Genomic DNA, 22876 nt, shown 5'->3' with positions numbered 1-22876 from the left:
AACATCACAATTTATAGGGATATTCAAATTATCCCTATAAATTATTTATCAATCTTAAAGTAATCGACTGATTCCTTTAAATGCTTAACACTTTCCAACATTTTTTCAGACATTGCTGAGAGTTCCTCGCTACTTGATGCTGTTGTTTGAACCAATTGACTAACTTGTTCTATTGCACTCTTAAATTGTTCGATTTGATTACTCTGGTTAGAACTCTCACGAGTAATATTCTTAACAAGCTTAGCTGTTTCTTCCATTCCAGGAACAATCTGTTCAAAATTATTACCTGCTTTACCTGCAATAGTCAAACTCTTATGTGCAATATCAATAATTTCTCTAGCAGACTCCTTACTTTGATCAGCAAGCTTCCTAACCTCAGCAGCAACAACTTCAAATCCTTTACCCTTATCCCCTACTCTAGCAGCCTCAATGGAAGCATTCAAAGCAAGTAAATTGGTTTGCCTTGTTATCTCATCAATAATACTTATTTTATCCGTAATAACTTCCATCGCCTCAATGGCTTTAATAACAGATTGATGCCCATCTTTGGTTTTTTTATTAGTGTTAACAGCAATACTCTCAGTAGTAGATGCATTATCAGTATTCTCAGTTACACCTTGAGATATCTGCTCAATATTTGCTGTCATCTGTTCTAATGTAGATGCTTGCTCAACTGCCCCAGAACTCAAATTCTGACTTGCATTTGCTATCTGAATTGAATTTTCATAAAGATAATCAAGATTCTCAATAACTCCTCTTGCAACAGATGAAAAATTAGACCTCAAAAGTCCCAAATCCTCATATAATCCATACAGCTCTAACGTTTCCCACTTTAAAGAATAATCTGAAACAGTAAAATCCCCAGAAGCAAGCCTTTCAGAATGACTTAAAATTCCATTTAAAACAGCACCAAGTTTGCCTACAAGATAAATAGTAACTAATCCAAGAAAAACTAAAGTAACCACAAAACTTATTCCTAAAATCAAAGTAGTAAGCCTAGTCATATAATAAAAATCATGAACATTAGCTCTTAAATATACCATAAACGGGTAATTAGACAAACGACATTTTACTTCTTGTGCAAATCCGACAAATTCCTGTCCCTTAGGATCAACATAACGTCTTAAGCTGATTTCTTTCTTCTTCTGCAGCAAGTCCTCAGAAATACCCTTAACCACACTATCATAGTAAGGATTAATATTAACTAAGTTATCACCAGGGAACCAAGTATGATGAATAAGAAACTGACCTGTTTGATCAAATACCATAACCCTACCACTACCTAATGTTCCAAAACTAATACCTTTAAATGAATTATAAAGATAATCTATCGCATAAAAGACCATATAATAACCAAAAATAACATCGGTATCATGATCCCTTAAAGGAATGCCTATTAACAAATAAGGAATCTGTCCTGACTTATTTCTTATACTAGACACATCTTTCACCAAAACCTCTTCAACAGAACCAGCATCTGCCAAAAGAACAGAAGAGTTATAAATAGAACTAGTTTGACTTAACTCAAGAAAATATTTTTTATCTGCAATAGAAATACCATAATCACTATTATCTTTAACAGCAGTAGTAAACACTATTTCTCCTTTCTTATCAACTATCATCAAGTTATTGCCTCTACCTGTTTTAAGTAATATCTCAATTTGATCCAAAATAGCTTCCATTCTCCTAGGTTTACTTTTAGCAATGGATTCAAACCTATCTAAAGAGTCCAAATACATTGAATTAATTTTTACCCTTTCTTCCATTGAAGAGAGATAAATTGTTAAAGAATGTTTAACATTTCCAATAAGATTTTTCATAAGATCTAACTGCTGAGCCACTAAATTAGAGTTAATTAACATTCCAAATATAAAAAACAATATAGAAATAAAAATTGAGATAAGAATACTAACAAGAAGTAATATCCTAACTTTCAGCTTCAGTTTCATATAATCAAACACCTCTTAAAAAAATAAATTCTAAAAATCTGAAAAGTCCTCATCAAAATCTAAATCCTTATCGGCAATATCAATAGCTTTTTTAGGATCTACCCTTTTATTAATAGACTTATAACTCACATTTAAATCATCATGCATATCACCTTGATTATCTTTTAAAGATGGATTACCTGCCATATCCAAACAGGTATACCCTTCGGTAGTCACAAATTCATCCTTAACAGCTTTTAGTTCATCAGAAGCATCAATATCAAAATCTTTAACTTTGAAAAAAGATATTACCTGTTTAAGCTCTTTAGCCTTTTCAAGCATCCTATCAGCCATACTTGAAAGTTCTTCACTACTTGATGCTGAAGCTTGAACAACTTCTCCAACTTGATCAAGGGCCGTTTTAAACTGTATGATCTGCTCATTTTGTTTGTAACTTCCCTCAGAAATCTTCTTAACAAGATTAGTGGTCTTTTCTATTTCAGGTAACATATCCTTAAATATTAATCCAGCTTCTGTTGCCAACCTAGAATTTTTTTCTACTAATTCACTAATCTCAAGGGCAGACTCCTTACTAAGATCAGCAAGCTTCCTAATTTCACTTGCTACAACAGCAAATCCCTTGCCTTCCTCTCCTGCTCTTGCAGCTTCAATAGCTGCATTTAAAGCAAGCAAATTAGTTTTTCTAGCTATCTCTTCAATAACACTAACCTTCTCAACAATGGCATGCATAGCTACAACAGACTCTTCAACAGCCTTACCCCCTATTTGAGCATTCTCATTAGTAATTAAAGCAATTCGTTCTGTTTCCTGGGAATTGTTTGCACTCAATTTAACTCCAGCTGATATCTGTTCAATGTTGGCTGACATCTCTTCAAGTGTTGAAGCTTGCTGTAATGCACTAGAACTTAAATTTTGACTTGAATTAGCAACTTCAACGCTTGCCTTATTAACATAATTAATATTCCTGAAAACACTTGTAATGGCATCTGCAATAGCATCTCTCATCTTAACAATTTGTAAACCTAATAAACTCAACTCATCAGAATACTTATCATTACCAATAACATACGATTTATCTAAATTTCCTCGTACTAGCTCTTTTACTAAATTTCTAACTAAATTTAATCTAGAACTAATAACGAACCCTATCCTTAATGAAAGAATAATGCTCAACATAATAATTCCCAAAATAGAACATGCAATAAACTTAAAAGCTAAACTGTTAATAACCCCATAAATATCTTCATAAGGGATTCTGGCAACGAGAATTCCACTATTACTCCCAAGCTCGCTACTAATAGGCAACAGGGCACAATAGTGATACAACCCCATATCTTGATGATATGCTCTTTCAATCTCATAAACTGGAACCTCGGTTGACACAGAAGGTTGCTTAGGAGACTTGGACAATGTATCATTTAAAAGTGAAATAAATCTAGCATTAAGTTGAGAACTCTCATTATATTCCAATAAAGGATTAACAAGAGTGTTATACGGATCCAAATAAAACAAATTTCCTCTATTATAAAAACCAAATCTAGATCTATCTAATTTATCCCTTATAATGTCGTCAAGTAAATAACCTACTAAGTAGCCAAGAAAAACTTTATCTTCTGCCGAATGCACAGGAACAACTATGGCAGCAGCTTTTTTATCCTCATAGTGAGATCTAACAGCAACTTCCCTTGCTATTCCTTCATTAAGACTAGGATACCAGCCAACAAAATCTAATTTACTTTTTTCATAATCTTCCATAGATCTTTTAAAATACCCAGTATCTGACTCAGATTGACCAAAGTCCATATTATTCTCATGTCTTGTAGTAACAATTACCTTACCTTCAAAATCAAGAAATGCAAACTCTTCATAAAACGTATCAAGTTTTAAATCCCACAATATATCATACAACCGATTTCTATATTTCTTATTTCCCTTAACAGCATTAAGAACTAGCTTAGAATTTTCTCTAAGCCTGTCTAATTCGACTTCTGAAACCATCTGTCCACCATTTTTAATATTCAAATATTCATCCATAGTCTCAAGAGCTAAATTAGAACTTGCACCGTCAATTATGATATAAAATGTATCCAACAAAGCTTGCATAGCAAAAGCAGCACGCCTTACTTGAGCTCTTGTAACTTGCTTATAGTAACGTTCTAAATAATTACCCAAAATAAACTTAAAAATCAAAGAAAAAAATAATATAGTTATCAATAAACATAAGAACAAAGATCCAACAAACCTATGCTTAATTTTCAACATAAAACTACCCCGTAAATCAATCACTTACTTAACTAAAGTTAATAAAAATAAGAATTAAGTAGATATCTCTCATAACGTTATCTCAAAAAATATAATTCTCAATCAAACTCTAAATAATCTCACCTGTATTCCTATATACTAAAAGAAATAAATATAAAAATCAATCTCTTTTATAATGTAAACCTAAAGCTTTAGGAGCATAATTATTTTTTGCAAAAAACATAAGACTCAAAAGCACAATAAAATAAGGCAAAATAATTAATATCTTAAGAGGAATAACTAAAGAAAAAAAAGAAACTTGAGACATTACAACAACTAAAGTTCTTACAAAAGAAAATAACAAGCTACCTATCAAAATTCCAAAAGGTTGCCAATTTCCAAAAATTAACATAACAATGGCAATAAAACCTTGCCCACCAACAATTCCTTGCATATAACTTGAAGCAATCACAGTAGAAAGCACTGCACCAGAAAATCCTGCAAAGAAACCACTTAGAAGGACACAAAAAAACCTAATCATAATGACATTAACTCCAAGAGATTCTAAAACTTCTGGCTCCTCACCACTAGCCTTAATTCTAAGTCCAATTTTGGTATATTCAAATATACCATGAAAAAGAACAACACACATTATCGCAATATAGAATGAATATCTCTTACCAAAAACCTGAAATATAACAGACCTTTTATCTAAAATTCCCTCAAAAAGTATGGGTAATTTAATATCTATTGGGGGAGTTGAAGCAGAACCGAAAATAAAAGTTCCAAATAACATTGCAATAGCAGGTCCCAAAAAATTAATAGCCATACCAGTTATTATCTGATTCGATTTAAGAAAAATAGTAAAAACAGCATGAAGAATAGCAAGACAAAACCCTGAAAAACCCCCAACAAAAAGTGCAAATAATGGACTACCATAAAAATATGAAACTGTAGCACCAACAAATGCCCCAAGAGCCATTGTACCTTCAAGACCTACATTGACTATTCCACTCCTCTCACTTATAAGCCCCCCAAGACCAGCTAAAACTAAGACCTGAGAATTCACCAGGGTTTCACTAAGCAAAAATATTAATGTATTTAACATTTTTTATACCAACCTAACAATAGCCTATTAAAAAAATGGCTAGCAGAAATCACAATAACCACTATCCCTATCATCAAAGACACAATTGAAGAAGATAAACCCATTAAACTCTGAACTCTACTACTACCATAAATCAAAATTGAGAATAAAATACTTGAAAATATTATTCCTATTGGAGAATTATTTCCTATTAAAGCAACAGCTATGCCATTAATACCTGTCCCCTCCATATAAGCAAGCTTAAATATTGCCTTATTAACACCCATAACCTGTATAGCACCCGCAACTCCTGCAAGTGCACCAGCAAGAAACATAGTAAACATCAAAACCTTTTTAATATCAATTCCCAAGCGATAAGAAGCTGCAATATTATGTCCTACAGCACTTATTTTAAAACCAAGCATAGTCTTATCCAATAAAATCCACATCAAAATAGCAATAATAATTCCAATAATTATTCCAAAATTAAGAGGAGCCCTTAATAAATCATTAATAAATGGATGTTCTGCTCTATAAGCAAGTCCTTCAGATGAAAGTTTCCAAGAACCAAAAAAATCAATAAAAGCGCTTTCTCGAATTGGCTTAGATAAATCACTATTTTCCTTTTTAATAACAGGCAAGTCTACGATTATATTATTTATATGAAATAAAATCCAATTAAACATTATCCCTGAAATTACTTCATTTATATTAAATTTAATTTTCAAATACCCAATTAAAACTCCTAAAATTCCCGCTGCCAAAAAGGCAAAAAGGAAAATGCAAGTTACATGTAATAAAGGGGGTAAATCAAAAAAAATTCCAGCTATCAAAGCTGAAATCGAACCAAGTATAAATTGACTCTCCACACCAATATTAAAAAACCCTACTTTTAAGGCAATACCAACCGCAAGACCTGTAAAAATCAATGGAGTAGCATAGCTTATAATATACCCAAAATGTTTAGGAGAAGAGAATACATTCTCTATCATTATATAATACATCCTAAAAGGAGAATATCCAAAAAGCAACACTATTAATCCAAGAATTAAAATTCCCCAAAAAAATGCAAAAAAATTAACAAATATCGATGAATTTAAAAATGCTACAATTACCTCTTTATGTTTATGCTTATGCTCACCAAACTTCATTTATATTATACCTATCATCATCTTGCCAATAACATCAACATCAAAATCACTCTCCAAAACACCGACAACTCCTCCATCATACATTACAGCTATTCTATCACAAACACTAATAAGTTCATCAAGTTCAAGAGATACAAGAAGAATTGTCATTCCTGCATCCCTCTGCTCCATCATTTTTTTATAAATATTTTCAATAGCACCTACATCAAGTCCCCTTGTAGGTTGAACTGCTAAGAGAACTTCGGGTTTCAAATTAATCTCACGAGCAACAATTACCTTCTGTTGATTACCGCCAGACAGATCTTTGACTTTGCTCGAAATATCTCTTGGTCTAATATCAAAAGAAACTGCAAGTTGCTCACTTATTTTCTTAAGAACAGTTAAATTAAAACCAACAAACTGTTTCTTAACAGTATTTAAAAACTCAAACTTACCATTATATATACCACTACTCTTCATTTGTAAATAATTTGCATCATCAAAACTCTTAATTCCAATATTTTGTAAAATATTAAAGTCTAAAATAAGACCATGTTTTTGTCTATCAGATGGAATGTAGCCAATTTTCTTATCTATTATTTGTTTAACACTAAGACCTTTGATTGACTCAAATTTTCCATCAATCTTCTTAATTATATCTCCGCTAAAGATATCTCTAATGCCAAGAATTGCTTCGACTAATTCTTCTTGACCACTTCCTTCAATCCCAGCTATCCCAAAAATTTCACCTTCTCTAAGATCAAAACTAATATTCTTAACTTTCAAAACACCCCGTTCATCTTTAACATTTAAATCTCTAATTTCAAGAACGTTTGTGCGATCAATAAAACGTCTTTTAGACATATCAAGAAAAGTACCTTTGCCTATCATCAATTTAGTAAGCATCTTCTCATCCGTATCAGCAACATCAAAAGTTCCAACCACTTTTCCAAGACGCATAATTGTACACTTTTTAGCCACAGCCTTTATTTCTTTTATTTTATGTGTAATAAGTATTATAGTATGCCCTTCTACAGCTAACATTTTTAAAACATTCATAAATTCATTAATCTCACTAGATGTAAGAACTGCTGTAGGTTCATCAAAAATAATAATATCTGCATTCCGATAGAGAACTTTAAGTATTTCTATCTTCTGTCCCATCCCAACACTCAAATTTTCAATAGGCCTATCAATATCTACTTTTAAACCATACCTTTCAGAAAGGTTAAATATCTTCTCTCTTGCACGATTATAATTAATAAAGCCAAATCTTGAATCCTCATATCCTAAAATAATATTTTGCACAGCTGTAAATTTCGGAATCAACATAAAATGTTGAAAAACCATCCCAATACCATTACGAATAGATTCACTTGAATCTTTAAGTTTTAGTTCACTTCCTCTTAAAAAAATTTGTCCGCTATCGGGTCTGTGAATTCCATAAATAATTTTCATTAAAGTGGTTTTGCCAGCACCATTTTCACCAAGGATTGCATGTATTTCCCCCTCTTTAAAACTCATACAAATATTATCATTAGCAATAAAGCCACCATATCGCTTAGTAACTTTATCTAAAATTAATATGTCCCTCATTAAAAATAGCCTGTAAGTTAATAAAGGTAAATAACATTTTATCTATACCCTAACCAAGAATGCTAAAACTAAACACAAATATTTTCAAGAATATCTTTTAAAAAAGATTCAAAATAATGCAAAATATTAAAAATCATGAAATAAACTTAATAAAAAACAAAAAATAATGATAAAATGAAGGCACATTACAATAATGATTAATTTCAAGAGGATTAAAATATGAATATCAAAGCTTGCATCTTTGACATGGATGGGACTTTAATAAACAGTATCATGGATATTGCCTTCTCAATGAACTTTGCCCTAAAAAAATTAGGGTATAAAGAAATTAAAACAGATGAATTTAACACACTTGTTGGAAGAGGGTATTCTAAATTAGTAGAGAATACCTTAGAATATCTTAACATAAACTTAGATGACAAAAATATCAAAGATAATCTCTATCAAGAATTTGTCAAAGCATACAATCAAAATATTTCCTACCGAACAAGAGCATATGATGGCATACCAGAACTTTTAAGAAAACTAAACTCACTTAATATCCCTATTGGAATATTAAGCAACAAAAATCATGAAGAACTACTAATAATATCAAAAGACATATTTAAAGACATAAATTTCTTTGAAGTGAGAGGATACTCTCAAAGATTTGAGGCAAAACCAGATCCTGCAAATGCTCTAGACATGATAATAGAATTAAATCTTACACCACAAGAAATAGCATACATAGGAGACAGCGATATTGATATGATAACTGCTCAGAATGCTGGATTTTTGCCTATAGGCGTCTCATGGGGATTTAGAACAATAGAAGAATTAAAAGCAAGCGGAGCAAAATATATATTAAACAATCCATCTGAGCTCCTAGAAATAATCAAATGAATTTAAAAGCATATTTCCCACATCTGTATCATTATTTATTTAACCATGAAAGCATAAAAGGTTTATCGGTTTTTGAAAAAGAAATCGAAATAGTTAAATATTTAGAAGAAAATAAAAAAACTATTTCAATATTTATAGATGAAAATTTTAAATCTGACACCGATTTACTTACTCAATACGTTAAAGAAAAAACAGATATAATAGTTGCTCCTCTGATTTTGTCAAACATTGACTCTATTGATCTAAATATTGTAAAAGACCTATTTAACAAAGAATTTAATAAGAATAACCTAAAATTAATATTCAACTCTATCAAAGCAAATCCTTATTTAAGAAAAGAATTTTTATATAATTTCAATGCTATAAGTAGTAGTGGACACATAGCATTCTACATAAACAAACTCTTTGAAGACAAAAATTCTTATACAATATACCTAATTAAAAAAGAAAATAGTATTCTTGATTCTTCAAAACTTGTAAAAAACTACATAAAAATCTTACTCTTATTAAGAGTAGTAATAATTAAATTTTATTTAGAAAAAGATATAAAATTAATTCCGAAAAATATTGAAGATTCAGCAAAACTAGTTATCAGAGAAATTAATTTCCTAGATAACAACACAGTTAAACTAATAACTCAAAGTCTGTTTAGATATGAAAATCTAAGTAACATGTCACCAATTGCAACATTAATATCTATCTTTTCAAATAGAACCAGAATACCTAGCATTAAAAACAATAAAATAAAAGGATTTAGAGGATATGATGAAAGCTGGTTTTCAATAAAACAATCAAGCTCAAAAGAACATGATCCAAGAATTATTAAAGAACTTCTAGAAATAGCTAGGAAAAATAAATGGTAAAGATACTCGCAAATTTTTTTAAAGCCACTTTAATTGCTTCAATAATTACATTTCTAACAGAGGAATTGTCAATAATACTTTTTCTGCCATACAAAATACGATTTGCACTAATATTCATTGGATTTTTATTTGATATGATATTAATATTAATTTTTTTATATAAAATTTCAAAAGCTTATTTTTTAAGAACATTAAAAATATACATAAGAAATAATCTATTTTTTGATCTAATCCATTGCTTAATTCCCCTAATATTCTACAGCTCTAATCAAATTCAAAATATAATCAATCCCCATGAAACAATTTCAAGCCCAATCATACTTTCACTTTTTAAATTAAGATTCTTAAGACTCCTTAGATTTAATGACTTAATGATTGAAATTTATTATAATCCAAAAGAAAAAAATTTAATATTAATTGCATTTGCTAGAACCTTCTCAATAAGTTTACTAATTCCATTTATATTTTTCATAATATTTTCAAGTTCAAGTTTTGCAAACACAATGCCAGAAAAACAAGAATTTAATATCATAAAAAATATATCTATAACAACTGAAAAAAACTACATTAAAGAAATGTATCCCTTTATATTAATAATTAAAGATAAAAATAAAACAATATATTCTAAGTCCGATGATATATTCCTCTACTACAGTCCTAGTGAATACAAAATTATTGAAATAGATAACACAAAATTTTATATAGATAAATATCTACAAAGAAAAAATGACTCTGTAATTGGAATATTCCTATTTACACTCTTTATATCATTTGCGCTGTTCTTAACAAATTTTTATAAATTTTTTAAAGCAAGTTTTCTAAATCCAATTATATTAATGCAAAAAGTCTTACAAGATCCAATTGAGTATAGAAAAATTCAAATTCCATCCCACTTCAGTGAAGAAAAAGTATATGAAATGGCAAAAACATTTAACAATGTTTTATTAAAAGACAAGCTAAACGCAAAAAGAAGAAGCAAACTTCCCCTAGAAATTGAAAAAGTTAAAAAAATAATAAAAAGCAATAAGGAACGCATATGATAAAAAAAATATTTCTGCTCTTAATTATTAACACATCAATTCATTCAAAATTAATAACAACCTCAATAAAAAAACGATCATCCGAAACAACAAGACAATATTCCTCTTTTAATTTAATAATAGAAGAAGAATATTATACTAAACATCCAAAAAGCACACATGAAATACAAATATACGAATTAACAGAAAATTTTCTAAAAAGCATACTAAAGGATCAAATTGATTACAATAAAATAACTCCAACTTACAGAGAAGCAAATAAATATTTAATTCAAAGTGAAATCCTTGACAAGGATTTTTTAAAATATAAAATATTTAAAATAAAAACTATAGATTCAATTTTCAAAAGCTCAGCATTAATATATACCAAAAGGGGATTTTACAAACTAGAGCTATATATAAGCAATAACGGCAAAAACGAAATGGATATTTTCAACATCAATATCTCATACTTCACACAAAACTTAAGTGAAATAAGTAATGAGATGATTTTTTATAAATCCTACTAAATCAATAAGCCATACTATTTTATTTAACGAACACAGACATAACCCTTTGAAGAACCTTAGCTCTATCAAGAGGCTTTACAATAAATGTCTTTGCACCTTTAATCAAACAATCTTTAACTAACTGTTCCTTACCTAAAGCAGAAATCATTATTACTTTAGCATTTTTATCAAATTCAATAATCTTAGAAAGACAAGTTATCCCATCCATCTTAGGCATAGTAATATCAAGAGTGACAATATCAATATTAGGATAATAGTTTTTATATTTAACTACAGCTTCCTCACCATCAGCAGCAGTATCAATAATATTAAAGCCTTCTGAAGTAAAAATTTGCGTAAGCTGTTTTACAGTAAAAACTGAATCATCAACAATCAAAACATTAAAAGGAACACCCGTTTCATAATTAATCCCCTTTGGTTTATTTGAAGAATCCATAGCAATCGTAGTTTTCTGGATCATATTAAACCCTCTTTTCTTGTAACAAGTATTTTCAGCTTTATAATCATATCAAACCCTCTCTCTTATTGCAATATTAACTTCAATAATTTTACCATCTGGCAAAGTAAATGGCACTATCAATGCTTCAGAACCCTTATTACTTATTTTCATATTTTCTCCATAAATAAAAGCTGGTGGGGTTATATCAAATACAAAACCCTTTGCATGTAAAGTAGTAACAAAATTACCAGCAATAATATTACCAACTTCTGTAAGAGTTGCAGCTACCATTTCTTTAGTTTCTTCATCATCAAAGTCAACATACTCCTCAAAATTCAACTTAGAGGCAACAAAAAGCGCAGTATCAATATCCATATCAATAATAATGCTACCCTCAACAGAACCCGCAAGTCCCACAATTACAGACACACCTCTGATCTTTTGATTAATCGACTTAAGACCAGGACTACCCATCTGAATATCTTCAACAAGCAACATATCCCTTAAAACTGAAGAAGCAGCATCTAAAAATGGCTCTATATAATCTATCCTCATTAATTTCTCCTTTCGATCTTTTTATATAGGTTAAAATACTTTATAGATCTATCTTTTACAAAGATATCATTGTTCTTAAGTTCTTCATGATCTCCTAAAATCAAAATCGCACCTCTAACAGATCTTTCCGCAATCGCATCCAAAATCAAGAATTGTCCATCATCATTTAAGAAACATAAAACATCTCTTAAAAAGATAATTCCCAAGTTATCTGGAAATTCTGATAAAATAGCATCTGAATATTCATATAAAATACTGTTCATGATCTCTGGCTTGAATTTATAAACTCCTGGGCTTTGTTCAAAGGAATTTCTCCTATAAATATCGCTCAAATTAATCTCAGACTCTGAGAAAACTAAACTAGAAGTTCCAATAACTTTAACTAAATCATTATCAATGGCTATCACCTTAAAAGGATTTTTGTAAGACTCATACAAAGCATTTACAAAAGATATCGTCTCTTTCCCATTACCACAACCAATCTCGAAAATATTCAAAACAGTACCAATATCACTCATATTATTAACATATCTTTTAACAATTTCATCTTGAAACTTTTCTAAATACTCATCATCCCATAAACATCCTGATGATTTTGAATAAAATTCATTTAAAAAGTTATCATAAGCCAAATCATTAATATTTGCAATATCTAATTTCACACTAACTTCTCTTAAAAACTCGTCACTTACTAAAGATGCATTGAAAGAATATTTAAAAAGATTTTCTTTAACAACCTTCAAATCATCCAAACCATCTTTAGACAACCTTGCAAACTCACTAGCAGATACTTCTGATAAGCCTAAAGAATCATTGCTATAAGATAACGACTTGCCTTCATTCCCAAAAGCATTTATCTCATCCGCATTATTGTTACCATCCTCCAATAAAAACTCTTTTTCTCTATCATCATAATTAAAAATCTTATCAACATTAAGAAGAATATACAATTTTTCACCATATTTCACTACTCCCTTTATATAATGTATAAGTGCCTCCTGAGATAAAATAGGATGAGGATCTTGAATTAGAGAAGAATCAATTGAAAAGACATTATTAACTTTATCAACAATGACCCCTATTAATAAATCGTCATTTTTAAGGACCATAATATCTTCAAGGTCTTTCTCAACAACTTCCAAATTGAACATTATTCTCAAATCAATAATAGAGATTATCTCCCCTCTTAAATTATCAAGACCAACCACATATTTCTTAGCATTTGGAATAGATGTAAAATTACTAGATTTCCTAATCTCCTTAACTTGCATAATATCTACTAGATAATTATCATTACCAATATTGAAAGATACTACTTTAAAATCCAAATTAATAGAACTTAATCTTTTATCCCGGCTACTTAAATTACGCTCACCTAAACATATCTCTTTTATTTCCATCATAAGACTATCCTTTCATATCCTTTAGGTAAAAAAGTCTAAACACATCAATAATCAAGACAACCTTACCATTACCAAGTGTAGTAGCTCCAACTATCCCTGGACTTGAGGCATACTTATCTTTAATAGGCTTTACAACAAAATCTTCTTCTCCAAGAATAGCATCTACAACTATCCCTGCCTTTTTATCATTGACGCTAATAACTATTAAAAACTTATCATATAAATTTTGATCACCTTTGATATTAAAAAGCTCATCAAGTCTAAGAACAGATAAAACTTCTTCCCTTAAATCATAAACCTCATGGTTATTTTCAATAAGCTTTATATTGTCTTCACTAATCCTATGTGTTTCAAGAACACTATTTAAAGGAAAAACATAAATCTCACTGCCAGATTTTACAAGAAGACCCTGCACAATCACTAATGTTAAAGGAAGCTTTATTTTAAAAGTAGTACCAACATTAACTTTTGAATCTATAACAATAGTTCCATTTAATTTCTTAACACTGTTTTTAACGACATCAAGTCCCACACCTCTACCAGAAACATCTGTAACCTGACTAGCTGTTGAGAATCCAGGTTCGAAAATTAAGTTGAGAATTTCACTCTCAGAGAGAACTGAATCTTTCTTTATTAAACCTTTCTCAATTGACCTTTGTCTAATAACATTGGAATCTATCCCTCTTCCATCATCTTCAATCTCAATTGATATCACATTACCCTCATGCTTGGCACGCAAAATTATATGACCAGTTTTATTCTTGCCCTTGCTAAGTCTTTCATCAACAGTTTCAAGTCCATGATCCATAGAATTCCTAACACAATGCATCAAAGGATCTACAAGATCATCTATGATAGATTTATCAACCTCTGTATCCTCACCTTCAGTACTAAGTTCTACAACTTTGCCTAACTTCTTTGAAAGATCTCTTACTACTCTTGCAAATCTTGAAAAAATACCAGAAACTGGCAACATTCTCGTTTTCAAAACACTCTCATGCAAATCAGTAATTATCCTAGAAAGTCTATTAGAGGCAAATTTAGAATCTTGAAGGATTTTAACCAACAAATCTCTTAATCCCACCATATCATGTAAAGCTTTATCAATATTATGTCCCACCAAACTTGCTATTCGATTTTCAACAGAACTTTCCAATTCTAAACCTATATCCTTAAAAATCATCTTTAAATCTATCAAGAAACTATTGTAAAAACTTTCTTGATAATCATAAAAATAATTAAAACCATAAAGAAAAGATGTCATATCAGAATTTATCTGATTATAAGCTGACTTACTTATAACAGCCTCACTTACAAGGTTTAATATAGAATCTATCCTTTTACTATCAATCCTAATTAAATTAACATTTACAGGTGTTTTCTTAGATTCCTTAACAGAAACATTACTATTAACTTCAATACTTAAATCCACATCCTTAACATTTTTTAAATCAATTTCTTTAATATCAAAACTAACAACAACATCTGATAAATCCACCTTTCTAGAAATACTATCAACTGAAGTATTGGATATCAAATAATATACAATACAATCAAAAAACTTATCTGACAATAAATCCTCACTATCAGGAATAGATTTATAAACTTCTCCCAAGCTTTTTAACGCCTGCAACATCTGAAGTCCAGAAATTGTTGACATAGGATTATCTTTATTGAAATTTAACTTCACTTCAAATAACTTAGCATCACCCACAATTTCTCTTAAACTTATAAGCTCATCATTAGAAAGTTGCAATTCCTGGGATGCAGTATTATGAACAACAGTATCCCTCTCCCTTGAAACTGCCTTTGTCAACTCGCTAGCAATATCAAATTCATCAATTGTATAACTCAAAGCAACATCAGACAAGTTTATTTTGTCCTCAACATTACGATTATTTAAACACATTAAATAATAATCAACCCTTTTTAAAAATTCCCCTGCAATAAGTTGCTCATAATTAGGCACAGTACAAAGAATTGGCCCTAAGTCTTTTAAAGCTTGAAACATTTGTATACCAGCAATTGTTGACATAGGATTATCTTTATCAAAGTGAATAACAACTCTTAAAACTTTCTGTCCAAGTCCTACAACTTCACGCATATCACTAAGCTCAAGGGAAGAAAGCAAAAATTCATTATCATTTGTACTATCTACAGATTCTACAAAAGTTGTCTGATATTTATTCCCTAAAAATCCTCTTAATTTATTTTCAAGCTCGCTTACATCCTGTAAATAAACATCTCCATTAAGACGTGCATTAAGCATATCTTTTATTACATCAAGCGAATTCAAAAGTAAATCAACAAGGCCATTACATATCTTTAACTTATTATCTCTAACAGCATCAAATACATCTTCAATAACATGAGTAAACCCTGAAAGTTCCATCATATCAACAGAAGCTGAACTACCCTTCAGAGTATGAGCTGCCCTAAATATCTCATCAATAGTTTCTGAATTATGGGGATCATCTTCTAACGACATAATATTCTCTTCAAGAGTATCCACAAGATTTTGAGCTTCCTCAAAAAAAATCTCTAAAAGCTCTGCGTTTTCTGAATCTAACATTAACTTATTTCCCCATTGTAAGCTTAATAGAGCAAATCATGAAAGATTTAGCTCTATTAACAAATTAAATTTATTTTTCTTGAGTGCGAGCGCCAGATCCATCATTACTGCCTTTCTCTAATAAATCCCGGAAAGATTCATCTGGCATTGACACATCTTCTTTAATCTTTAAAACTCTCTTAAGCGCTTCTTGTGCCTTTAATTTTCGAAGTGATTCTGTTCCACGTGTTTTATAAATCTTAAATATAGACTCATTATCAATATCAGAATCTAAAGAAACAGTTAGCTTATCATAAATAACTCTCACATCCTTAACATAAAAAATAAAATTCTGATCTCCTGAACTGTGAGACTTTAAAACTCTAAATGCCTTAAACCTCATCTTACTTGAAGGCAAAGGATAATTGGGAATATTGTCTCTAGTCATTCTAACACTTACACCCGGAAGATAATTAGGATTTGACCACACCAAATCTGCCCAACCTTTAAACCTTAACGTACCTAAAGGATAAGCATATTCCATACCACTCATATCTTCAAACAAAACTTCAAGATCGACATCATGACCCAAACTATAAACAGTAACCTTAACCTCTTTCATAGTCTTAACATTGTCAATAAGACCTTTACCTAAAAACTGCTTACCATCTTCCCCAGCATAAAAAGGGATCTTAAATGGAGGCAAAATCATTGCAGAAGATCGAGAATGACTTGGAAACAATACTCTCACCCCTAAGATCGTATCTCCGGCATATCTTTTGGATTCACCCTTAACAACAGCTGGAGCAACGACAGAATTTTTTACATAAGCCTGCATTCTAGCTGAAGGGGTTAAAAGAACTGTCCAATTATTGATTCCAAGATCTAATACCATATCTTCTGGCTTAACAATGTCTGAAGCACCAGAATATACAAGATCAATATAATCTGTAAGATCAAGTTTCGTTGAACTTGGATCTCTTGCAAGCTCTGCAAAATCAAGAACTAACTCGCCAGGCTCAATATTCGAAACATTATCACTTGATGATATTCCAGATGTTTCTTGTCCAAAAAGAGGACTTAAGAAAATAAGAAAAAATAAAACAAAAATAATGTTTTTTACTTTAGCCATAAAAATCAACTCCTTCTACAAAATAACTTAATATTTTCATTTTTTAATTCTTACAGTATACTCAAGGCTGACTAAAAAACCTTAAACATTCAGAATATACCCTTCAATAAAAATAACAATTTTTTTAACATTTCCAGGATAGTTAAAATCAATTGTTTCTTTTAAAGATTTGACAAACAAATTTACTCTAAGTCTATCATAATCATTGTAAACACCATCTTCAAAAGAATCATAAAACTCTTTTGAAAGATTTATAAAATATATATCATTACTTATAAAAGAATACAAAAGTTTCACATTCTTTGTGCTAAGTTGCAAAGAAAAACCCTTGCTATTACCTAATAGAAAATCCTTAACTAGAAAATCCAAATTCTCTTTAAGAGTTTTTTTTTCCTTTAAATACCTCAAATCAGAAATTACTTCATTATCAGAATAAAAATAAAATACTTTCCTAAAAAAGATATTCTCATAATTAAACAAGATTATACATGAAGATAACAGAAAACTTAACAATAAAAGCACAACTAATTTCTCAAGTAAATATTTTGTCCCATTACAAACAAGAAAACCACGATATAAAGGATTATTTTTAAAAAGTATATTCAAAATATTATTTTTCATAAAATTCAATAAATTTAATTAAAGACTTAAGTATTAACACATTCACTTTACTCATATAATTGTAGTCCAAAATTAACATAGCATCAGCAATGTTAGATAAAAATCCAATTTCAATTAACACAGCAGGCATACTACTATTTTTTATCACAAACCATTGCTCTTCCCTAATTGATCGAACTTTAGTTTCACACAAAACATCAATAAAAGTCTCATATAAAATCTCAGCTAATTTCTTTGATTCATATTTATATTTAATATCCAGTATATCATTAAGTTCCCTTAAGTATCTATTACCTCTAATATCATATCCTTTCAAATTTCTTACAACTTCCCTTTTCGAACCCTGAGGAAGATACCAAAACTCAACTCCCCTAGCTTCAGGATTTGGCGCATTATTAACATGCATTGACAAAAATATAACATTATTTGGAAAATCTGGTTTAATTGCATTCGCAAGTTCAGACCTATCTTGTAACGGCACAAAAACATCATCTACACGTGTTAACAAAATATTCCTGTCTAAAAAATAATTACTTAAGATTTTATATAGATGAATCGAATAAGTTAAAGCAAAATCTTTCTCAAAGAGAGTAACATCATGATTGTTTATGCTATGAGTTACAACAGCTCCTCTATCATGTCCGCCATGACCAGGATCAATTACTATCGAAGTTATCCGTGGCTTACTGTAGCTTTGCAAAGATCTAAAATGATTTTCAATCTGAATCAAAGCTCTCTTGGTTATCAAGATCTCCCCATCCTTTAAAATAATAGGATCTACATAAATATAATAACCAATAGATGAGAGACCATATTCAAAGCCTACCTTAAGCTTAAGATGTCCCTTCTCATGTTCAATTGTAAGAATATCATTATCAATGTTAAAATTGAATTTAAAGAACTTACTATCAAATGAATCTATAATATTAACATAACCAATTTCCTGAGCATCTAAAAACAAAGAGACAAAGATCAAATTAATCAATAATATTATTTTCCCAAAGTTCAATTGCACTCTTCAAATCACCTTTAAACCTCAAGCTATTCTTAATAGTTTCACGTTTGATCTCCTTAAATTCTCGACCAAACTTGAAAGGGTTAATTCCATATTTTAAGCACAGTTTCATAAACCTAAAAAACGAAAACTTTACCCCATTCCCGACAAAAATAGGAACATAATTTTTAAGTAAAAATATCAAAAAGCTTCTATTTTTTGTCAAATCTTCTGGAACATTTAAAGCAGTATACTGTATCCGAAGTTTCCTATAGATATGAATACTTTCTCCAAAATAAATAGCCCTAAGTCCAAAATCCAATCTTTGAAAATATTCGTTTTTTATCCTCCTATCAAAACCCCCTAGCTGAACAAACTTCTCTTTAGAATAAAGACCACAATAGTCCATAGTAACTAAAGTCTTCTCATAATCCTTCTCAGAATTTATTAAAATTACCTTTAATTTCTGCTGATTATCAATGGTGGGAAGAAAAACTGATGGAACAACTTCCTCCTCTTTGTCAAAAAATTCTCCGCCAACAAGAAGTACATTGTTTTTAACTATTTCATCAAATATATTAGGAATCCAAAAAGGATTTAACAAGTACATATCACTTTGTAATACAAAAACAAAACTACAAATGGATTCTTTCATAGCTAAGTTAACTTTCTCACCTGAATTTAAATCATCAGAAAGTAAAATAAATTTCAACTTATCATAACTCTCTGACATAAATTGAAGGGAATTTCTATTACTTTGCTTTTCAATAGAAATAATTTCTCTTATAAAATCAAAATTAGAGAGGAATCTAAATAAATCTTCCCTAAAAATTTTTGTACCTCTATTTAAGATTACAAAAGAAATCCCAAAAGTTGATCTTTGCACGTAATTATTTTTAGACTGAATAACTGTATAAGAATAGTCATTACTCTTAAAATACATAAACCTACTTCAAAAATCCTCATAATTAAACTATAATCAATGATTACATGATAAGCACTAAAATGTTCAAAACAAGTATTCTAAACATCAATAAATTAAAATATAGCATAGTTATTGTCATTTTAACACTAATAACAATGTTGATAAGTTGCAAAGATAAAAATATAACTTACGACAAGAGAATAAAAAAAATACTCGATAAGAACAAAATTGAATATAGAATAGACAAAGAAAATGACTTCATTGTATCAAAAATCATCAATGATACAAAAACAGAAATAATAGTCAGATCAAAACTAAATTCATATCAAAATTCAAAAATAAGAGAAATTTTTGGCATTGTAGAAATATTCGATGTCAATTCAAGCAAAATACAAGAAATATCAGAATCATTAATGAATGATAGCTACAATAACAGAGTTTTAGGATCATGGGAAATTATTCATGATCCTGAAAGGGGTAACAATTCTTTAGTATATATTATTAAAGCCGAAGAAAATTCAAAAGAAACATTTTTGCTTGACGCTCTTGAAGAAATTGCAGCAACAGTATCTATATTCAAAAAGGTCATAAAGGATAATGACACAAAAGCTAATATTAAAAATGCACCCAATGAGATTAATAATACCTTACACAATACCTTACAAAATGAAGGCGAAATAAAAGACCACTCAGAAGAAGAGCTTCAAAAAATAAAAGCTGAGTAAATTTCTCTGCATTATTTCACATTCAAAGAATCAACATCAAAATTGAAATTTACCCTATCACCCACCTTAATTTTAAATTTAGAAAAAGAACCTTTCGGCACCTCAAGAGCATACTTAACCTTATACTTGGAACTTACAACTTTTTCTGAAAAAGGAACCAAGCTATAAATTTCCTTAATAACACCTTCAGCATTAATATAAGCAATTTCAAGTGGTACAGGAGTATCTTTCATCCAAAAAGACAAATTTCTCTCTCCCTTAAAAATAAAAAGCATGCCATTATTTTCATTTATGCTCTCAGTCTCCATATATCCTTTAGCCCTAGTAAACTCATCAAGTGCCAGCTTAACAAAAAACTTAGTATCGTTGATCACAATTTCCTTATCATATACATGAGCAGCACAAGATATATAAAAAAGTAATGCAAAAAGAAACACCAAGATCAACTCTCCTTATTAACATAAGACTTCAATGTCATCCTTAAGATATTATTATTTAAAACAATAATAGAGCTACCAATATCCCAAATATAATTAAAAGGAGTTACAACTGTAGCATTACCAAATTTTTCCTTAATACTAAGAAAAACAGAATACTGAGAAATTGATTTTCTATCAAAAACAAAAGTATATGAATAAAGCTTATCTTTATCAAAATTAAAATAAGCATACCTTACAGAACGCTTGCCTTCAAATCTTAAAGTCTGTGTTTTAACATAAGAAAATTCAACTTCTTCAACATTATAATAAAAAATAGAGTTTTGATGAATATTATTCTCAACAGATTTAACACCCTCTCCCATCTTAAACGATAAGAAAATAGAAAACAAATAAGAAACTGTAATTACCATATAAATTAATCCCTAGAAAAACAGAATGTAAACAAAAAGCACAACTATTAAAAAACTCGAAAATAAATAAAGCATAACATTAATATTTAATCCAAAATCAAACCTTGATTTAAAAAATTTATTATTATTCCCGGAGTCCTTAAATCTTACTCTCTGCCTTATTTTAAAAGGACGCCCTTTAAACTGTTCTTCAAAAGGACTATAACCACATCTTGGACAACCCCTCTCAAATGCAGAAACAACATCTGAATACCCACAATTTGGACACTCAAGATCTCCTAATTTAGAATGACAATTCCAACACACAGATTTATTAAGTCCAACCTTTTCCTCACATTGTTCACAAAAAACCTCAAAATTGACTTCTTTCAAACTAATAATCCTTAATTACATTTAAAGATGGCATACATTAATTATGATATAAAATATGTTATCATATTTACGGAAGTCTAACATGAAATCAGGATTTGTATCAATAATAGGTAGACCTTCAACAGGAAAATCCACGCTTTTAAATTCAATATGTGAACACCAAATATCTATTGTTTCATCCACACCACAAACAACTAGAAACAAAATAAAAGGAATATTTACAGATAAAAGGGGTCAAATCATTTTCATAGATACACCTGGGTTTCATTTAAGTAAAAAAAAATTCAATATAGCCCTGATGAATAATATATACTCTGCAATTACAGAAACAGAATTAATTCTTTATGTAATTGATATTCAAGACGAACCTAGCACTGAAGAAAATGAAATATTAACAATTATCAGTAAAACCAAAACTAATTTAATAGTAGTCATCAACAAAATTGATATTCTAAAAACAAAAGAAAAAGAAATAATGCTATTTTTAGAAAAAAAAGGAATAAAAAAAGATAGTATCATAAAAATTTCTGCCAAGAAAAAAACCAATATCGAAATACTTAAAGATAAAATTTATGAAAATCTTCAAGAAGGGCCCCTTTATTACCCAGAAGAATATTATACAGATCAAACAATGAACTTAAGAACTAGTGAAATAATTAGAGGTGTTGTGATTAAAAAGCTCAAAGAAGAACTACCATATTCTCTATATACAGAAATTGAACTTTTAGAAGATAGAAAAAACAAACTTCTTATTAAAGCAAATATTATTGTAGCCGGAGAGAGCCAAAAAGGAATAATAGTTGGAAAAGAAGGCAAAGGAATAAAATCAATTGGAGAAGAAGCAAGACGGATAATATCAAAAATATTTGAAAAGAAATGTGATTTATTTTTACAAGTAAAATTAAGGAAAAATTGGAATAAAAACACTAAATTAATTAAAAATTTAGTCAATTAATAAAATCACACCATGGACCATCTATTTAAAATCTTGAAACAAAAAACATAGAATGAT

General features: G+C 29.6%; 21 protein-coding genes and 1 pseudogene. 6 read left to right on the top strand and 16 right to left on the bottom strand.

Features of this window, described 5'->3' with window-relative positions; genetic code table 11:
• Positions 1 to 41: 41 nt before the first annotated feature.
• The 5 genes and pseudogenes from N187_RS03380 to N187_RS03360 all read right to left on the bottom strand — a co-directional run bounded on the left by N187_RS03380 (position 42) and on the right by N187_RS03360 (position 8003).
• Positions 42 to 1943: a methyl-accepting chemotaxis protein gene (locus N187_RS03380; protein ID WP_025419835.1), complete on the bottom strand. Its 1902-nt coding sequence runs from the start codon at positions 1941 to 1943 to the stop codon at positions 42 to 44.
• Between the two features lie 36 nt (positions 1944 to 1979).
• Entirely contained in the window at positions 1980 to 4211 is a 2232-nt protein-coding gene (locus N187_RS03375) for a methyl-accepting chemotaxis protein (protein WP_025419834.1), read from the bottom strand.
• A gap of 160 nt (positions 4212 to 4371) precedes the next feature.
• Entirely contained in the window at positions 4372 to 5298 is a 927-nt protein-coding gene (locus tag N187_RS03370) for an ABC transporter permease (protein ID WP_025419833.1), read from the bottom strand.
• Positions 5270 to 6428, bottom strand: a pseudogene (locus N187_RS03365) (ABC transporter permease). The gene N187_RS03370 and the pseudogene N187_RS03365 overlap by 29 nt, the downstream one beginning before the upstream one ends.
• Complete coding sequence (locus tag N187_RS03360) at positions 6429 to 8003, bottom strand: ABC transporter ATP-binding protein (RefSeq protein WP_025419832.1); 1575 nt, start codon at positions 8001 to 8003, stop codon at positions 6429 to 6431.
• A gap of 219 nt (positions 8004 to 8222) precedes the next feature.
• On the opposite strand from N187_RS03360, the gene N187_RS03355 reads away from it, so the two are divergent.
• The 4 genes from N187_RS03355 to N187_RS03340 are packed head-to-tail and all read left to right on the top strand — an operon-like array spanning position 8223 to position 11297.
• Positions 8223 to 8885 (top strand): HAD family hydrolase, encoded by a 663-nt coding sequence (locus N187_RS03355; RefSeq protein WP_025419831.1) that lies wholly within the window; start codon positions 8223 to 8225, stop codon positions 8883 to 8885.
• The gene (locus tag N187_RS03350; protein ID WP_025419830.1) at positions 8882 to 9748 is read left to right on the top strand and encodes a hypothetical protein; all 867 of its coding nucleotides are present in this window, start codon (positions 8882 to 8884) and stop codon (positions 9746 to 9748) included. Before N187_RS03355 ends, N187_RS03350 begins: the two co-directional genes overlap by 4 nt.
• Positions 9742 to 10788 carry a hypothetical protein gene (locus N187_RS03345; RefSeq protein ID WP_025419829.1) on the top strand — a complete coding sequence of 349 codons (1047 nt, stop codon included), beginning with the start codon at positions 9742 to 9744 and terminating at the stop codon, positions 10786 to 10788. The genes N187_RS03350 and N187_RS03345 overlap by 7 nt, the downstream gene beginning before the upstream one ends.
• Positions 10785 to 11297: a hypothetical protein gene (locus tag N187_RS03340; protein WP_025419828.1), complete on the top strand. Its 513-nt coding sequence runs from the start codon at positions 10785 to 10787 to the stop codon at positions 11295 to 11297. Before N187_RS03345 ends, N187_RS03340 begins: the two co-directional genes overlap by 4 nt.
• Positions 11298 to 11316: 19 nt before the next feature.
• On the opposite strand, the gene N187_RS03335 is transcribed toward N187_RS03340, so the two are convergent.
• The 8 genes from N187_RS03335 to N187_RS03300 all read right to left on the bottom strand — a co-directional run bounded on the left by N187_RS03335 (position 11317) and on the right by N187_RS03300 (position 19935).
• On the bottom strand, positions 11317 to 11757 hold the full coding sequence (locus N187_RS03335) for a response regulator (RefSeq protein ID WP_025419827.1): 441 nt from the start codon (positions 11755 to 11757) through the stop codon (positions 11317 to 11319).
• 48 nt (positions 11758 to 11805) lie between these two features.
• Complete coding sequence (locus N187_RS03330; RefSeq protein WP_011772606.1) at positions 11806 to 12291, bottom strand: chemotaxis protein CheX; 486 nt, start codon at positions 12289 to 12291, stop codon at positions 11806 to 11808.
• Positions 12291 to 13691, bottom strand: coding sequence for a CheR family methyltransferase (locus tag N187_RS03325; RefSeq protein WP_025419826.1), 1401 nt, complete (start codon positions 13689 to 13691; stop codon positions 12291 to 12293). The genes N187_RS03330 and N187_RS03325 overlap by 1 nt, the downstream gene beginning before the upstream one ends.
• Positions 13692 to 13698: 7 nt before the next feature.
• Positions 13699 to 16266 carry a chemotaxis protein CheA gene (locus N187_RS03320; protein ID WP_025419825.1) on the bottom strand — a complete coding sequence of 856 codons (2568 nt, stop codon included), beginning with the start codon at positions 16264 to 16266 and terminating at the stop codon, positions 13699 to 13701.
• Positions 16267 to 16336: 70 nt separating this feature from the next.
• Positions 16337 to 17377: a flagellar filament outer layer protein FlaA gene (locus tag N187_RS03315; protein WP_025419824.1), complete on the bottom strand. Its 1041-nt coding sequence runs from the start codon at positions 17375 to 17377 to the stop codon at positions 16337 to 16339.
• An 81-nt stretch (positions 17378 to 17458) separates the two neighbouring features.
• The gene (locus N187_RS03310; protein WP_025419823.1) at positions 17459 to 17998 is read right to left on the bottom strand and encodes a flagellar filament outsheath protein; all 540 of its coding nucleotides are present in this window, start codon (positions 17996 to 17998) and stop codon (positions 17459 to 17461) included.
• Positions 17988 to 18983: an N-acetylmuramoyl-L-alanine amidase family protein gene (locus tag N187_RS03305; protein ID WP_025419822.1), complete on the bottom strand. Its 996-nt coding sequence runs from the start codon at positions 18981 to 18983 to the stop codon at positions 17988 to 17990. Before N187_RS03305 ends, N187_RS03310 begins: the two co-directional genes overlap by 11 nt.
• Positions 18976 to 19935: a hypothetical protein gene (locus tag N187_RS03300; RefSeq protein ID WP_025419821.1), complete on the bottom strand. Its 960-nt coding sequence runs from the start codon at positions 19933 to 19935 to the stop codon at positions 18976 to 18978. Before N187_RS03300 ends, N187_RS03305 begins: the two co-directional genes overlap by 8 nt.
• Before the next feature lie 47 nt (positions 19936 to 19982).
• Between N187_RS03300 and N187_RS03295 the strand changes: the two genes are divergently transcribed.
• Positions 19983 to 20642, top strand: coding sequence for a hypothetical protein (locus N187_RS03295; RefSeq protein ID WP_038443426.1), 660 nt, complete (start codon positions 19983 to 19985; stop codon positions 20640 to 20642).
• Positions 20643 to 20653: 11 nt separating this feature from the next.
• On the opposite strand, the gene N187_RS03290 is transcribed toward N187_RS03295, so the two are convergent.
• The 3 genes from N187_RS03290 to N187_RS03280 are packed head-to-tail and all read right to left on the bottom strand — an operon-like array spanning position 20654 to position 21864.
• A complete protein-coding gene (locus N187_RS03290) occupies positions 20654 to 21088 on the bottom strand; it encodes a DUF192 domain-containing protein (RefSeq protein WP_025419819.1) in 435 nt (144 codons plus the stop codon).
• Positions 21085 to 21492, bottom strand: coding sequence for a hypothetical protein (locus N187_RS03285; protein ID WP_025419818.1), 408 nt, complete (start codon positions 21490 to 21492; stop codon positions 21085 to 21087). Before N187_RS03285 ends, N187_RS03290 begins: the two co-directional genes overlap by 4 nt.
• A 12-nt stretch (positions 21493 to 21504) precedes the next feature.
• Positions 21505 to 21864 carry a hypothetical protein gene (locus N187_RS03280; RefSeq protein WP_025419817.1) on the bottom strand — a complete coding sequence of 120 codons (360 nt, stop codon included), beginning with the start codon at positions 21862 to 21864 and terminating at the stop codon, positions 21505 to 21507.
• 82 nt (positions 21865 to 21946) lie between these two features.
• On the opposite strand from N187_RS03280, the gene era reads away from it, so the two are divergent.
• Positions 21947 to 22819, top strand: coding sequence for a GTPase Era (gene era / locus N187_RS03275; protein WP_025419816.1), 873 nt, complete (start codon positions 21947 to 21949; stop codon positions 22817 to 22819).
• Positions 22820 to 22876 lie beyond the last annotated feature (57 nt).

The organism is Borrelia anserina Es (assembly GCF_001936255.1).
Taxonomy (GTDB): domain Bacteria; phylum Spirochaetota; class Spirochaetia; order Borreliales; family Borreliaceae; genus Borrelia; species Borrelia anserina.
The sequence above is the reverse complement of the archived record's forward strand: the minus strand, read 5'-3'. Positions and strand labels throughout refer to the sequence as shown.